Source organism: Fundidesulfovibrio soli (assembly GCF_022808695.1).
In the GTDB taxonomy this organism is placed as follows: Bacteria; Desulfobacterota; Desulfovibrionia; order Desulfovibrionales; family Desulfovibrionaceae; genus Fundidesulfovibrio; species Fundidesulfovibrio soli.
Genome location: NZ_JAKZKW010000003.1, coordinates 24022 through 39522, shown reverse-complemented (window position 1 = coordinate 39522; position 15501 = coordinate 24022). Strand labels below are relative to the sequence as shown.

The 15501-nt window shown below is 66.4% G+C and carries 12 protein-coding genes; 4 read left to right on the top strand and 8 right to left on the bottom strand.

Annotated elements, in window-relative coordinates; translation table 11 throughout:
* Positions 1–34 precede the first annotated feature (34 nt).
* Both MLE18_RS05485 and MLE18_RS05480 read right to left on the bottom strand, forming a co-directional pair.
* Complete coding sequence (locus tag MLE18_RS05485; protein ID WP_243368073.1) at positions 35–2125, bottom strand: toxin-antitoxin system YwqK family antitoxin; 2091 nt, start codon at positions 2123–2125, stop codon at positions 35–37.
* A 408-nt stretch (positions 2126–2533) separates the two neighbouring features.
* Positions 2534–4471 (bottom strand): toxin-antitoxin system YwqK family antitoxin, encoded by a 1938-nt coding sequence (locus MLE18_RS05480; protein WP_243368071.1) that lies wholly within the window; start codon positions 4469–4471, stop codon positions 2534–2536.
* Positions 4472–4490: 19 nt separating this feature from the next.
* On the opposite strand from MLE18_RS05480, the gene MLE18_RS05475 reads away from it, so the two are divergent.
* A complete protein-coding gene (locus MLE18_RS05475) occupies positions 4491–4703 on the top strand; it encodes a hypothetical protein (protein WP_243368069.1) in 213 nt (70 codons plus the stop codon).
* Positions 4704–4919: 216 nt separating this feature from the next.
* Here the strand turns inward: MLE18_RS05475 and MLE18_RS05470 are convergent, their stop codons facing one another.
* The 4 genes from MLE18_RS05470 to MLE18_RS05455 all read right to left on the bottom strand — a co-directional run bounded on the left by MLE18_RS05470 (position 4920) and on the right by MLE18_RS05455 (position 9144).
* On the bottom strand, positions 4920–6242 hold the full coding sequence (locus MLE18_RS05470) for a hypothetical protein (RefSeq protein WP_243368067.1): 1323 nt from the start codon (positions 6240–6242) through the stop codon (positions 4920–4922).
* Positions 6243–6421: 179 nt separating this feature from the next.
* Entirely contained in the window at positions 6422–7504 is a 1083-nt protein-coding gene (gene buk, locus MLE18_RS05465) for a butyrate kinase (RefSeq protein WP_243368065.1), read from the bottom strand.
* Positions 7505–7564: 60 nt separating this feature from the next.
* Positions 7565–8083, bottom strand: coding sequence for a 4Fe-4S dicluster domain-containing protein (locus MLE18_RS05460; RefSeq protein ID WP_243368063.1), 519 nt, complete (start codon positions 8081–8083; stop codon positions 7565–7567).
* A complete protein-coding gene (locus MLE18_RS05455) occupies positions 8080–9144 on the bottom strand; it encodes an FAD-dependent oxidoreductase (protein ID WP_243368061.1) in 1065 nt (354 codons plus the stop codon). The genes MLE18_RS05460 and MLE18_RS05455 overlap by 4 nt, the downstream gene beginning before the upstream one ends.
* Before the next feature lie 161 nt (positions 9145–9305).
* On the opposite strand from MLE18_RS05455, the gene MLE18_RS05450 reads away from it, so the two are divergent.
* From MLE18_RS05450 to MLE18_RS05440, 3 genes are all read left to right on the top strand, one after another.
* Entirely contained in the window at positions 9306–11480 is a 2175-nt protein-coding gene (locus tag MLE18_RS05450; RefSeq protein WP_243368059.1) for a malate synthase G, read from the top strand.
* A gap of 122 nt (positions 11481–11602) precedes the next feature.
* Positions 11603–11875 carry a type II toxin-antitoxin system TacA family antitoxin gene (locus MLE18_RS05445; protein ID WP_243368057.1) on the top strand — a complete coding sequence of 91 codons (273 nt, stop codon included), beginning with the start codon at positions 11603–11605 and terminating at the stop codon, positions 11873–11875.
* Complete coding sequence (locus MLE18_RS05440) at positions 11872–12378, top strand: GNAT family N-acetyltransferase (protein ID WP_243368055.1); 507 nt, start codon at positions 11872–11874, stop codon at positions 12376–12378. The genes MLE18_RS05445 and MLE18_RS05440 overlap by 4 nt, the downstream gene beginning before the upstream one ends.
* An 82-nt stretch (positions 12379–12460) precedes the next feature.
* Here MLE18_RS05440 and MLE18_RS05435 read toward each other — a convergent pair whose 3' ends face one another.
* The gene (locus MLE18_RS05435; protein WP_243368053.1) at positions 12461–13354 is read right to left on the bottom strand and encodes a hypothetical protein; all 894 of its coding nucleotides are present in this window, start codon (positions 13352–13354) and stop codon (positions 12461–12463) included.
* 313 nt (positions 13355–13667) lie between these two features.
* Positions 13668–15479, bottom strand: coding sequence for a carbon starvation CstA family protein (locus MLE18_RS05430; protein WP_243368051.1), 1812 nt, complete (start codon positions 15477–15479; stop codon positions 13668–13670).
* Positions 15480–15501 lie beyond the last annotated feature (22 nt).

The following is a 15501-nucleotide window of genomic DNA, read 5'->3' as shown; positions in this document are numbered from 1 at the left end:
GACGGGGGCTTTTTTCTTGGCCCTCACTCCCCGCCTACGGCGTGCACGTCGCCACTCCCTGCCCGTCGAAGGTGCAATACTGGATGACCGCCCCGTCCGGGCCGTACTCCGTCCTGGTCAGGATCAGTCCGTGGGAGTATGTTTGGATAAAGTGAATGCTCCCGGCCTCATAGAACTCCTTGCAGACCCCGTGCAGACTGCCCTGCTGGTCGTAGTGCTGGATATCGTAGACCGTGGTGCCGTCCAGGCGGAATCTCACGCCGGTCTTGAATGCCGCCACGTTCGGCCAGCTACAGTAGAACGACCACAATTTCGTCCACTGCGGGTCCTGATAGTGCTCCTGGGCCAGCGTGATCAGGTGCGACTCGTCCACCCACCAGCGGGAGAGCCCGTCCTCCGAGATCAGCATGGGCGCGTCGTCCGGCACCTCCGGGCAGAAGCGGCACTTGGCCGCGTCGCCCAGCATGAGGTCCGCCCCGGAGACCGTCGTGTAGGGGCTCTTGGAGTCCCCGTTGACGGCGGCGATCACGTACACGTCGCCGGGCGCGGCCGCGAGCATGTGCGGGTTGAACATCTTGAGCGTGGCCACATAGCTGAACGGCCCGTTGGCGTTCGTGCCCTTGTAGAGCACATAGGTCATGTCCGGCGTCTCGGAGATGGGGCTCAGCATGTACTGCACGCCGGAGGGCACGGAGTCGATGAACGCCGTCCACTTCAGGGCCGAGAACGGGGCGAGGCTGCCGGTCAGGCGGCCCGGCGGCGGGTCGGAGCTGTGCCAGACCGCGTCGCTGGCGGGCACCGGCCAGCCGGCATAGCCCGTGTTGCCGCTGAAGAGCTTGCCCATGTAGTCAGCCCAGGCCAACGCCGCGACGCCGCCCGCCCCGGCGGCATCGATGAGCGCGCGCAGGTCGGAGTAGCCCGGCGAGGGGCTGGCTTGGTTGTGCACCTTCTGCCACAGCCCGAGGACGACCTGGCCCTGGAGCTGGTCGACGAGGTGGCGCACGAAGCCCGAGGCCCAGTAGCCCAGATTGCGGGCCTGGGCCTGGGCCTGGGGCGTGCCCTGCCAGGCCTCCAGGCCCGTGCCCTTCAGGCCCACGTTGGCGAGGAAGTTCGGGGAGACGTACCCTCCGCCGAGTATCCTGCGCTCGAACCAGGTGGAGCTGGCCTCCCCGAGCATGGCGAAGTGCGGATCGGCGGCCGAGTGGCGCACGGCCAGGGTGGAGCGTGGGTCGTAGGCGGCCTGCACGGCGTGGAACAGCCCGTGTCCCACGGCGGCGCGCATGGCGTCTGAGGAGGCGGCGGCGCAGAGGTCCGCGTTCAGCACCAGATAGCCCTTGCCCTTGCCGGAGAGGGGCAGGCCCGCCGGGCAGGGTTCGTCATGCGTGGCGTAGCCGACGGAGATGGGCATGGGCCAGGCGAGCGAGCCAACCAGGTCGAAATTCAGGTCGGAAAGCTTCTGGTAGGCGTCCTCGGCGGCGGCCAGGACGCGGTCCGGGGCGTCGGCGCTCACCGCGAGCACGGCTGCGGGGTATTCTACCGTGAAGTGCTGGCTGCTCTTGCTTGCATACCCGGCCAGGGTCCACCAGGCGGCGGTGTGCCCGTCGCCGTTGCCCCCCGCCAGCAGGCCCTGGGAGAGGTCGTGCGCCGGCAGCTTGAAGCGCAGCACCCCGGACACCACATTGCCCCGGACCACCCTGGCGGGAGCGGCGTCGGTCTGCCCGGAGATGGTGCTGGAGTCGCCCAGGGCCACGGCGGCCTGCCGGTCGGGCGCGCCCAGGCCGAAGAGGGCCACGTCGATGTCCTGCCCGGCCTGCGGCAGAGGGATCTCCAGCGAGTAGGACCACACCCCGGACTGCTTTCCGAAGTCCGCGCCCGGCGCGGTTCGCCTGAGCGTAACCTGCGCCGGGGAGGCCAGAGCCCCCGGCGGGATGGTCACGACCACCCTGCCCGCCCGCAGGACCCCGCCGGACGGGCCGATGGTCTTGGTGACCACGGAGGGGCCGCCGGCGGCGCGCGCCCCGCTGGTCAGCAGCAGGAGGTCGTCGTCCGCGGCCGCCGCGCCTGGGGCGGAAAAGCCGATCATGGCCAGCAGCGCAAAAGCGTGCCCCAGCAGGAGGCGTAACAATGGAAAGCTGCGGAGGATTCCGCCTTGACGGATGGACACGGACGGCGGACTGCCGTCGAGGGTAGGAAACCACGTCACCATGCGATCCTCCTGGGTTGTGATCCTGAGGATTCGCCCTGGCACGACGGGCGATGGCCCTTTCCTTGCTCCTAGAGCCCGGGGGAAGGGACCGGGCAGTGGGAGCTGAATTGGACTGGTTCAAAAATAACCATCTTGGCGGGCATGAGCAACCACTAAGCCGCCTCTGGCACCAGCCAGAACAACGATCGCAACGGCAGCGCGAGTGAACGCGCTGCTTAACGCAATGTAAACAATAGAACCTATCGCAGGACGACGGCCCTTATTATTGCTTCTGAACGGCTGAGGCCATCAGGACACAGCGGGAAACCCAACGAGCGTCACGAACATTCAGGGAGCGCCGCACGTCTCCGCCCCTTGTGCATCATACGTGCAACGCCAGTAAAGCTCACCGCTCGGAGTATAAAAGGATCTGGCCTGGATTCTGCCATGCACATACTGTTCAATGTACCAAACGCCCCCGGTCTCGTAATAAATCGTCCTTCGTCCATGTCGCTGCCCGGATTCATCATATTGATCGACAGCAGCATTGGCTCCATTTTCAAAAAAAGTCACCCTGCTTTTAAGATAATTGGACCCAGGCCAATAGCACGCACAGAAATAAACATTTCCCAACGCATAATCCCAGTAATACTCCACAGCCTGTTGATACTCGCGGGTACTATCCCACCAGACCTTGTATCCACCTGGCATGACATCCAACACCGCATCACGGGAAACGTCCGGGCAAAAACGGCACACCTCGGAATTACCCACGATCACCTGAGCAGTTGAACGCGTCTTATACGGACTTGCGGCATCGCTGTTCGCAACAGCCATGACATAAATATCGCCCACCCCAACCGTGACAGTCTGCGGCGTGAACGGCTTGAGCGAGGTCACAAACGTGAAGGGTCCGTTCGCATCATTGGCTTTGTAAAGCGTATAGGAGATGTCAGGTGACTCCGCGGTCACATTGAACATATATTTCATGCTGGTGCGCGACGTATTGAAGATGGCTGTCCACTTCAGGGCCGAAAACGGCGCGATGTCCTCGGAAAACACGCCGGCGAACGGGTTGACGTTGTACCAGACGGCGTTGCTGGCGGGGAGCGTCCAGCCTGAGTACCCCGTGGTGCCGCTGACGACCTTGCCCACAAAGTCATTCCAGGCGAAGGAGGTGTCGATGCCTGAGCCCACGGCGTCCATCAGCGCCCGCAGGTCCGAATAGCCCAAGGATGAATTTTTCTGGCCCCGCACCTTCTGCCACAGGGTCAGGATGAAGGCGTCCTGGTATTTGTCCGTCAGGAAGCGCAGGAACCCCGAAGCCCAGTAGCCCAGGTTCTGAGCCTCGGGCTTGTCCTGCCACATCTCCAGGCCCGTGCTTTTCATATCCATGTTGGTGAGGAACTGCGGGGAGACATACGCCCCGCCCCCCATCACCTTGCGTTCGAACCACGTGGAGCTGGCCTCGGAGAGCATCAGGAAATACGGCGTGCTCCAAGAGTGGCGGATGGTCAGGGAACCGCGCGGGTCGTAGGCGCTCTGGATGGCGTGGAATATTTCATGCCCCACGGTGGTGCGCATCTTTTCGGACGACGCGCTGCCGCAGATGTCCGCGCTGAGGTTCAGGTAGCTGTTTTTCTTGCCCGACAGGGGGATTCCGGTCTCCCCTTCACGTTCCCCCATGCCGTATTTCACAGTGATGGACATGGGCCAGTTGAGCGACCCTGGCAGGTCGAAATGCAGGTCGGCAAGTTTCTGGTAGGCATCCTCGGCGGCGGCCAGGATGCGCTCCGGCGCGTCGGGGCTGACCCCGATGATGGCGGTGGGGTATTCCAGCGTGAAATGCTGGCTGGTCTTCTGTGCGACGTTGGTGACGGACCACCAGCTGAAACTGCGTTTCTCGCCCGAGGCCGTGGCCGTATCGGCGGCCATGGCAGCCGCGGCCTGACCGCCCCCGGCGAGTTCATCGGCGGGCAAATGGAAGCGCAGCGCGCCAGCGACCACATCGCCCCAAACCAGCCGAGCGGGCACCGCGACCGTCTGGCCGGAGGTGGTGGACGAGTCGGCCAGGGCGACAGCCGCCCGCCGGTCAGGTCCACCGAAGCCTGAGAAGACCACTGGGATGTCCTGGCCGACCTGGAGTTGCGGCATCACCAGCGTGTAGGACCATGCGGCGGACTGGTTGCCGAAGTCCGCCCCCGGTGCGGTCCGCTTCAGCGTGACGGGGACCGGGGAGGCGAGCGCCCCCGGGGGGATGGTGACGCCAACCTTGCCCGCCTGCACGGCGCCGCCCCCTGGACCTATGGTCCTCACCACGGAGGAAGGGCCGCTCGCGGCCCTGGCGCCGCTGGTCAGCAGCAACAACTCGTCATCGGCTGCCGCTTCGCAGGTCGCCACGCACCAGAGGCAAACCCAAAGCACCAATGTGCAACGCAACCAACCCGTCGGCAGCCTGAAAGATGGTCTGATTTCGCCACGCAGGGAGGCGCCTGAAGACAGTCGGCCGCTGGAATGAGGATACAACGTCACCATGCGATCCCCCTGGGTTGTGATCCTGAGGATTCGCCCTGGCACGACGGGCGATGGCCCGGCCCGGGAAGGTCTGCCAGGTTGACGGTTGCTGGCGCTGGAGACCGGGACGGGGTTGGCCAAAAGTACCCGCCTCTTCACAATGGCGCAACAACGTCGTGGAGAGACGGCCCCCTTGGCTCGCGATGAAGATGCCCCGGCCCTACATCGCCTCCCCCAGAAGCGTCTTCCCGGTCTTCTCCTTTACGGTCCAGCCGGACTTCTCCAGGTTCTCCCGCACCGCGGCGCTCACCGTCCCGGTGACCCACAGCTCCACCGGGCAGCCGCCCCGCTCCCGCGATGCCTTGGCCGCCCGGGCCGCCATCCGGGCCACGTTCTCCGTCCAGCAGAGGTGGTCCAGCGGGTAGCACAGCACCAGCGCGCCCTTGGCGTTCCTGGCCGCCACCAGGTCCCCCAGGGGGAGGAAGCCGTCCACATGGGCCACGGCGCGGTGGTAGCCCGCGTACATCTGGGCCATGCGCTGGCGGAAGAGGGCCTGGTCCTGGTTGTGGGTGCGCGCGGCCAGCCGCACGTAGGCCGTGAGCCCGTTCTTGCGGCCCAGGTCCCCCAGGGCCTTGACCAGCAGGCTCTGCTGCGTGGGCGTGAACTCGGCGTTGTCCATGAAGGCTCCGATGGCGGACTCCTCCACGCCCATCTCGGCCAGCTTGCGGCGGTTGCGCACGCGCAGCTCCAGCGGGGGCTGGGTCAGGTCAACCGTGCCCAGCCAGTGCACGCCGCTCACCGAGGAGACCGCGATGCCGATGCCCCCGGGGATGAGCGCCTTGAGGCCCATGGAGGTCAGCCCCCCCGCGTAGCCGGCCTTGGTCACGGAATCGAGCTTCCCCTGCATGCGCTCGTTGGTGGAATAGGGGTCCACGCCGAACTCCTTGGCGTATTCGCGCCGGGTGGAGGCAAAGCCCGTGAGCTTGGCCCCGGTGGAGTCCTCGTATTTGCTGGACGCGTCGGCGGACATGCTGTCCCCGGCGCGGTTGAAGAGCGTGCCCACGCCCGAGGCCGCGTTCTCCACGCTGTCTACGGGGTGCAGCACCAGGTTCTTCACGCCCTCCACCAGGCTGACCCCGCCGTCCCACACGCCGCGCCCGAACTCGGAGGCCCCCTGCACCTTGTCCATGGCGGCCATGGCCGCGAACTCGTCCACCCGCACGGCCAGCAGCGCCGTGGAGGCCACGCGGTAGTCCCCGTAGCGGGAGCGCACGGTGTAGGTGTTCATGTAGCCGTCGTTCTCCACGGCCTCCTCCACCCTGTGGTGGGGGCCAGTGAGCAGCTTTTTGGGCAGGATGCGCGATGCCTGGAGGGCCAGGGGGCGCTCGTAGGGCGGTCCGGCCATCTTCTGCGCCGTGGCCCCGGGGGCTGCGGCCGGAGGGACGGGCGACTGATCGCGGGCTTCGGGCTTGGCCGCGCGGGGCACCGGGGCCTCCCCGGAACCGGCTGGCTCCGTGGGCGAAGCCTCCAGCGGGATCGGCACGGGATTGAATGCGGGCTTGTCTCGGGCGGGTGCTTTGGTGGAGGGCTTCGCCGGGGCCTGCGCCGGAGTCTGTGCCGGAGTCTGCGCTTGAGCCTGGATTTGAGCCTGCGAAGCGCCGAAAGCTGGAGGAAGGGATGAAACGAGGCAGAACAACGCCAGGCAGCAGACCGCGAGCGCCCTCACAACCCGGCGTCCTCCGCTCCCGGCGGATAGGCCTGCACGGGCAGCTCGCCCTTGAGGGCCAGCAGCGCGCCCCGGCACATGGAGGACATCTCCTCCACGCCGGTGACCACCTCCACCCGGGCCAGGCCGCCGAGCAGACCCTCGAGGGCCTCCATGAGCCGCTTGCTGCGGGCCATGCCCCCGGTGAGCACGATGGCGTCGGCCGGGCCGCGCAGGGCCGGGAGCATGGAGGCAGCGTGCTTGGCGATGTTGTAGGCCAAGGCCTCGAACACCCTCGCGGCCTTGGCGTCGCCGGCCTCGATCATGGCCTCCACCTTGCGCAGGTCGCTCACGCCCAGGTGGGCCGTGAGCCCGGCCTGGGTGGTCACGGCCCGGCGCAGGGAGCAGATGGAGTGCACGCCGCTGTCCAGCAGATCCAGCACGGGCAGCAGGGGCAGCGCGCCCGAGCGCTCCGGGCTGAAGGGGCCCTCCCCGTCCATGGCGTTGGTCACATCCGCCACGCGCCCCAGGCGGTGCGCGCCCACGGAGATGCCCCCGCCCAGGTGGGCCACCACGAAGCGGCCATCCTCATACCGCAGGCCCAGGCGGGCGGCGGCCTCGCGCGCGGCCCCGCGCTGGCCCAGGGCGTGGAAGATGGTGCGGCGGGAAATTTCCGGCAGGCCGGTCAGGCGGGAGACGTCGTCGAGTTCGTCAGTGGCCACCGGGTCCACCACGAAGGCCGGGCAGCCCGCGCGCCGGGCGAAGTCCACGGCCAGGAAGGCGCCCAGGTTGCTGGCGTGCTCGCCGTGCGGGGCCTGGGCCAGCTCGTCCAGCATGGCCTGGGATACGGCGTAGACACCGCCGGGGATGGGCCGCAGGAACCCGCCCCGCCCGGCCACGGCGTCCAGGCGGCCCACGTCGCCCAGGTGCCCGGCCAGGGCCTCCAGACGGTAGCCCAGTTGGTCCATGACGCACGGGAAGCCCGCCAGCTCCGCCTGGGGGTGGGCGATCTCCACGTCGCGCAGGCAGGCCCCGCCCTCGAAGAGCGTGGCACGGGTGCTTGTGGAGCCGGGGTTGATGGTCAGGATGCGCGGAATCATGGCGAATGTGTTGTGTGCCGCACAAACGCCGGGCAGGTCAACCGTCGTCTGGCGGAGGTGTCAGCCCGCCTTGCTCCCCGAGGGGCTCCCGCCCGGGCGGATGTGCGCCAGCACCAGGGCCTCGGCCGCCCGGGCCTCGGGAGTGTCCAGCGCGGCCAGCTCCGAAACCTCAACGTGGGAGATGGCCCCGCAGGGGCACATGTCCACGCAGGCGGGGCCCATGCCGCGCCCGCGCCGCTCGGCGCAGAGGTCGCATTTGGTGAGCATCACGCCCTTGTCCGTCTCCAGCATGGCCGCGAAGGGGCAGGCCAGCATGCAGGCGCGGCTGGCGCAGCCGCGGCACTTGAGCGGCTCGAGCACCATGGCCCCGTGGGGGTCGCGCGTGATGGCCCCCTGCTTGCACACGCGGGCGCAGTTGGGGTCCTCGCAGTGGCGGCAGTACAGGGGCATCATCAGGCCGTCGGTGGTGCGCGTCATCATGATGCGCGGCGTGGAGTGCACGAAGCGGCAGACGAACTCGCAGGTCTCGCAGCCGATGCACTTTGAGTAATCGATATGTAAAGTCTTCATGACGGTCATTTCCTGAAACGTTCGTCCTTGGCCACCAGGTCGTCGTAGGCGTACTCGGCCAGGCGGTTCTGGGCCTTGAGATCCAGCCAGTTGGCCAGGGAGCGCGCGGCCTTGAGCCCGGAGTAGATGGCCTTGCCGATCTTGCTGGGGCCGGTGAGGGCGTCGCCCGCCACGAACAGGTTCTCGATGGCGGTCATGTGCAGCCAGTGCACCTCGCCCTTGCGGACCTCCTCCAGCCCCAGCTCCTTGGCGAAGGGCGGGGTGGCGATCTCGCCGATGGCGGCGATCACGGCCTGGGCGGGGAGCGTCTCCACCTCGCCGCCGATGCGCGCCTCCAGGCCCTCCGCCGACTGCGAGCCCAGCACCTTGAGCGGGGTGGCCAGCTCGCGCCAGGTCACGCCCATCTCCTTGAGGCGCTCGATCTCGTAGGTGCCGCAGGGTGCCTCGCGCGCGGTGCGCCGGTAGAGCATGGTCACGCTGGCCGCGCCCAGGCTCACGGCCCCGTGGGCCGCGTCCACGGCGGAGTGGCCCGCGCCCACCACGATCACGTCCTTGCCCTTGACCTCGGGCGTCTTGACCTTGGAGGAGGCGTAGCGCGCCGCCCGGATGGGGAACAGGAACTCAAGCCCCGAATAAACCCCGGGCAGGCCCTCGCCCTCGATGCCCATGCGCCGGGACTTCCAGGAGCCCGTGCAGATGATGCTGGCGTCGTGGCGCATGACCAGGTCCTTGAGGCCCAGCACCTCGCGGCAGAAGTGGTCGCCCTCCTCCTCGAACATGGGGGCGGAGCAGCAGATCTTGGTCTGCGGATGGAACACCACCCCGTGCTCGCGCTCCATGCGCCGGGTGGCGTCCGCGATGCGCTGGCGGGGGATGCGGTGGCCGGGGATGCCGAAGAGCATCAGCCCGCCGGGCTTGGGCAACTTGTCGTAGACCTCCACCTGGTAGCCCAGGCAGGAGAGGTGTCCGGCGGCGGCGAGCCCCGAAGGCCCCGCGCCGATGATGCCCACGCTGCGGCCGGCGGGAGTGGCCGGGCCTGGGCAAAGGAAATTGAAGTTCATGGCAGGCACGGGAGGCTCCTGGGAGGAGAAATGCGTTGCCCGTGGCATACGGGCATGAGGCCCCGGACGCAAGGGGGGTGAAACAAATCACTTGGCTGACCCGGCGACAATCGCAGGGTTTTTTGTTACGGTCGGACAACTCGCCTTAACTTCTACAGGAGCACCCAACGATGGACCCACGTGTGACTGTATCCTCGCTGAACATCTCCAAGCCTCTCCACGACGTCGTGCAGGAAGCCGCAACCGGAGCAGGGTTCGATCCCGCGCGCTTCTGGGAGGCGCTGGCCGGGGTGCTGGCCCGCTTCACCCCCCGCAACCGTGAGCTGCTGGCCATCCGCGACGCCATGCAGGCCAGGATCGACGCCTGGCACCGCGAGCGCAAGGGCCAGCCCCACGACGCGGCCGCCTACCGCGCCTTCCTGGAGGAGATCGGCTACCTGGTGCCCGAAGGCCCTGACTTCGCCATCGAGACCGCCAACGTGGACCCCGAGATCGCCACCGTGGCCGGGCCGCAGCTGGTGGTGCCCGTGACCATCCCCCGCTACGCGCTCAACGCGGCCAACGCCCGCTGGGGCAGCCTCTACGACGCCCTCTACGGCACCGACGTCATCCCGGACAGCGGCGCAACTGCCAAGGGTGCCGCCTACAACCCCACGCGCGGCGCGCACGTGGTGGCCTACGCCGCCACCTTCCTGGACAAGGCCTTCCCCCTGGCCCAGGGCACGCACGCCGAGGTGGCGGCCTACGCCGTGGAGAACGGCGCCCTGGCCGTCACGCTGGCCTCCGGGGCCAAGACCGGCCTGAAGGACCCCGCCCAGTTCACCGGCTACGTGGGCGCGCCCGAGCCCTCGGCCGTGCTGCTGGCCAACCGGGGCCTGCACTGCGAGATACAGATCGACCGCGCCCACCCCATCGGCAAGGCCAGCCAGGCCGGCGTGAAGGACGTGGTGCTCGAAGCCGCCCTGACCACCATCCTCGACTGCGAGGACTCCGTGGCCACCGTGGACGGCCCGGACAAGGCCCGGGCCTACGGCACCATGCTGGGCCTGTTCCGGGGCGACCTGGTGGAGACCTTCCAGAAGGGCGGCAAGACCGTTGAACGCCGCCTCAACCCCGACCGGGCCTGGTTCGGCCCCGACGGCAAGACCTTCAGCCTGCCCGGGCGCAGCCTGCTGCTGGTGCGCAACGTGGGCCACCTGATGACCACCAACGCCGTGCTCACCGAAGGCGGCGAGGAGATCCCCGAGGGCATCCTGGACGCCATGGTCACCGGCCTGCTGGCACTCTCCGACCTCAAGGCCACGGGCGGCAACCGCAACAGCCGCGCGGGCTCCGTCTACATCGTCAAGCCCAAGATGCACGGCCCGGACGAGGTGGCCTTCACCAACGACCTCTTCGCCGCCGTGGAGGACGCCCTGGGCCTGGCCCGCTACACCATGAAGATGGGCATCATGGACGAGGAGCGGCGCACCACCGCCAACCTCAAGGAGTGCATCCGCCAGGCCAAGAACCGCCTGATCTTCATCAACACCGGCTTCCTGGACCGCACCGGCGACGAGATCCACACCAGCATGGAAGCCGGGCCCGTGATGGGCCGCGCGGACATGCGCGCCGCCCGCTGGATCACCGCCTACGAGGACTGGAACGTGGACGTGGGCCTGGCCTGCGGCCTGGCCGGAAAGGCCCAGATCGGCAAGGGCATGTGGGCCAAGCCCGACATGATGGCCGAAATGGTCGAGACCAAGATCGCCCACCCCAAGAGCGGTGCAAACACCGCCTGGGTGCCCTCCCCCACCGCCGCCACCCTGCACGCCATGCACTACCACATGGCGGACGTGCAGGCGCGCCAGCGCGAGCTTGCGGGCAAGCGCCGCGCCACCCTGGACGACATCCTGACCATCCCGCTCATGCCCGCCCCGGGCCTGACGCCAGAGCAGGTGCAGCAGGAGCTGGACAACAGCGCCCAGGGCATCCTCGGCTACGTGGTGCGCTGGGTGGACCAGGGCGTGGGCTGCTCCAAGGTGCCCGACATCCACGACGTGGGCCTGATGGAAGACCGCGCCACCTTGCGCATCTCCAGCCAGTACTTCGCCAACTGGCTGCTGCAGGGCGTGTGCACGCAGGATCAGGCGCTGGAGACCATGAAGCGCATGGCCGCCGTGGTGGATAGACAGAACGAGGGCGACCCCGCCTACCGCCCCATGAGCAAGGACTTCGACGCCAGCGTGGCCTTCCAGGCGGCGCTGGACCTGGTGTTCAAGGGACGCGTGCAGCCCAACGGCTACACCGAGCCCATCCTGCACGCCAGACGGCGTGAGGCGAAGGCGAAGTTCGGGCTGCTGTAGACTGGAACTGGACCGAGAATGAGGAAGGCCGCCGGACGTGAGTCCGGCGGCCTTTTTCGGCGAGTACCTCTTGTCAGGACAACATCCGTACATTATAGGTACTCCATCCAAGGAGACTCCTCATGCCAGCCGCCGCCAAGAACGAACGCATCGACATACGCACCTCGCCGCTCGCCAAGCGCACCCTGCAGGACGCGGCCACGGCCCGGAGCAAGACCGTATCCGAGTTCGTGTTGGACGCGGCCCTGAAGGAAGCCGACGCCGTGCTGGCCGAGCAGGGCCGCTTCATCCTTACCGATGAGCAGTGGACCGGCTTCGTGCAGGCCCTAGACGAGCCCGCCAAGCCCAAACCCCGGTTGGAGAAGCTGCTTCAGGAAAAGAGCGTCTTCGAATGACGGGCCGGTCCGGCTTGAGGATCGAGAAGCTCCACCCCGGCCTTGACTGCCGCGCCTTCGATTGCGGAAAGCCCGAGCTGAACCGCTTTCTCCAATCCTTCGCGCTCATGAACCAGAAGGCCAACAGCGCCCAGACCTACGCCGCGCACCGCGACGGCGTGGTGGTAGGCTACTACTCCCTGGCCGTCGGCGCAGTGGAGCACCAGGACGCCCCGGCGCGCGTGGGCAAGGGGCTCGCCCGGCATCCCATCCCGGTCATGATCCTGGCCCGTCTGGCCGTCCACCTCGGGGAGCAGCGCGCGGGCATCGGCTCCGGCCTGCTGAAGGACGCCCTGCTGCGCACGGCGGCAGCGGCGAAAATCGCAGGAATCCGGGCCGTGCTGGTACACGCCAAGGACGCCTCGGCCACCGAATTCTACAAGCGTTACGATTTCGAACCCTGCCCCTTCGCGCCTAATAAGTTGATGCTGCTCATGAAGGACCTCGAACGGCTCGTGGAGTAGCCGCCAAGCGCCGTCCAATAAAAACGCAAAAGCCGCCGGACGTGAGTCCGGCGGCCTTTTGGCTGGCATTCAAGGCGTGTCATCACCCGCCGCCCTTCTCCCGCTTGTGCTCCCCAAGCGGGACGACCGGCCCGATCTCCTCGGTCATCTGGGCTGGAACATACTTCCTCAACTTCGTGTCGTACTGGAAGTACTCCTCCTTCGAGACAGCTACACTTGGCAAGCAGGCGTTGGCCCCCTGCGGGATGGTTCCCTTCGTCGCGGATTTGATGCCGTAATAGTCCCCTGAGGAGTGTACCGTGAACAAATCAACATCATACCTGTAGCTTGGGCCAAACGTGCAGTCCGTTTCGTCGCCGTCGTATTCGTCGAAAGTCAACCCCTCGAACACCTCGGAGATGGCTCCGCCTTCAACGGCGTAGAGCACGACCCAAAAGTAATTGTGCCCAAGGTGCGCATCAGACTTTGTGAATGCAACGGCCCAACGCGAAGGGCCAATCTGCACGAACGCAACCTCCGGCGAAGATCCGTATCCTCCAAGTATGACAAGATCCTTGTCATACACTGTCAATCCCCATCGCCCATCGCGGTGTTCAAACACGAACAATCCCAACACCGGGTAGCAGATGCGGCAGAAGAACTTACCCTCTGCGGGTATTGCGCTGGTGACCATGTACACTTTTTTTGTGCCGGACTCCTCCAACTCTTTGTATGCGACAGGTGATGCCACAAGCATCGTCCCGATGAGCTCTTCCGGGATTTCGTATGGTCCTCTGGGCTTGAACTCCGGTTTGAAGAAGGAGGCATCGTTTTCGTCCGTCTGCCCGTAGATCACACGCATCGCTGTATGGACTGAGAAAGGCTCGTTCTTCTCAAAGCGAGCCGTGGTTGCATTCTGGACAGTTTCCGCTGCGTTTGCTTGCACGCAGGACAAACTTGCCATCAGCGTTAAGGCGAATGCTAGATTTCTGAACAAGAGGTATCTCCTGCTTTCGCCCTCATGCACGCCCTCCCCGTTCCAAATCATGAGTGAGACCCGCCGGGTTTCCAAAGCGCCCGTTCCTGCTCGGGGTCGCGAGTTTTCACACTGCCCACCCACGCGTCAGTCAGCGGATAAAATACATCCAATGCATAATATTTCATTCGGCAAACGCGATAACACGCCGACTTGTAAACCGCAAGCGCACACTCGCGCCGCCCCATGGCGGTCTCCAACTGCATAGGCCAACAAACCAAAAAGGCCGCCGGACTCTCGTCCGGCGGCCTTCTTCATTTCGTCGCGACGCCCGCTACTCGGGCACCACTTCCAACACCGGCTCGCCGTAGGGGTCCGGAACGGTCTTGTGGATCTTCATCAGGTGCATGCAGCGCCGCACCGCGCCCACGATCACGAAGGCCATGAGCACCATGACGATGATGGCCAGGGTCGCCAGCAGGTAGAGGTTCTTGGGCAGGAAGTTGGCGGTCACGTTCAGGTAGCCCGCCCACATGGTCATGCAGACCAGGGCGAAGCCCGGCACCACGGTCATCCACACGTATTTCGCCTTGCCCATGCGGATGATCATCACCGAGCCGATGATCAGGCCCACCGCCGCCAGCAGCTGGTTGGACATGCCGAACAACGGCCAGATGGTGGAGATGTCGCCGGTGTAGACCAGATACCCCCAGGAGAAGGTGAACAGCGCGCTGGTGATGACGATGCCGGGCACCCAGCGCTTCTCCTGGAACTTGGGCACGAAGGTGCCGATCATCTCCTGCAGGAAGAAGCGGCCCACGCGGGTGCCGGTGTCGACTGCCGTCAGGATGAACACGGCCTCGAACATGATGGCGAAATGGTACCAGTAGCCCATGAGCCCCTTCATGAAGGGGATGGAGGAGAAGATGTAGGCCATGCCCACCGCCAGGGACACCGCGCCGCCGGGCCGCCCGGCCAGGGTCTCGCCCACCGCGGTGGAGAGTTCGGGCAGGTGGGTGGTGGTCATGCCCAGCTTGGCGAAGGCCGCCTGGGTGGTGTTGATGGCGAAGTAGTCGCCCGGAATCATCACGCAGGCCGCGATGAGGGCCATGATGGCCACGAAGCCCTCGGTGAGCATGGCGCCGTAGCCCACGAACAGGATGTTGCGCTCGTTGTCGAGCATCTTGGGCGTGGTGCCCGAGCCGATGATGGCGTGGAAGCCGGAGATGGCCCCGCAGGCGATGGTGATGAACAGGAAGGGGAACACCGCGCCGGGGATGATCGGGCCGCCGCCGCCGGTGAACTTGGTGAAGGCCTCCATCTGCAGGTCGGGGCGCACCCAGAAGATGCCGATGGCCAGCATGGCGATGGTGCCGATCTTCAAATAGGTGGAGAGGTAGTCGCGCGGGCACAGCAGCAGCCAGACCGGCAGCACCGAGGCAACGAACCCGTAGATGGGGATGCTCACGGCGATGCTGTTCTTGCTCATGGTGAACCAGCTGGAGAGCGTGGGGCTCGCCACCACGTAAGGCCCGGCCAGGATGGCCAGCACCAGGAGCACCAGGCCCATGAGGGAGGCTCCGGCCACGTCGCCGTGGCGCCAGACGTGCAGGTACACGCCCATGAGCAGCGCGATGGGGATGGTGGCGAACACGGTGAAGGTGCCCCAGGGGCTGTGGAACATGGCGTTGACCACGGCGATGGAGAGCCCCGCCAGGGTCAGCACCAGGATGAAGAGCACCGCCACGGAGGCCACGCCGCCGGTGAGTTTGTCCACCTCCTGGGTGGCGATGTAGGCCAGGCTCTGGCCCTTGTGGCGCACGGAGGCGAAGAGCACCACCGTGTCGTGCACGGCGCCGGCGACCACGCAGCCGATGAGGATCCACAGCGCGCCCGGCGCATAGCCGAACTGGGCCGCGAGCACGGGCCCGAGCAGCGGGCCGGCGGCTGCGATGGCCGCGAAGTGGTGGCCGAAGAGCACGAATTTGTTGGTTTCCACGTAATCCACCCCGTCGGCCTGCTTGATGGCCGGGGTGAGCCTCGTCTCATTCACGCCCAAAACCGTCTTGGTGAGAAAAAGGCCATAAAAGCGATAGGCAATGGCGAAAAGGCACAGAGCCGCGAACACCAGCGTCAATGCATTCATGTGGTCCCCTCCTCCTAGGTTG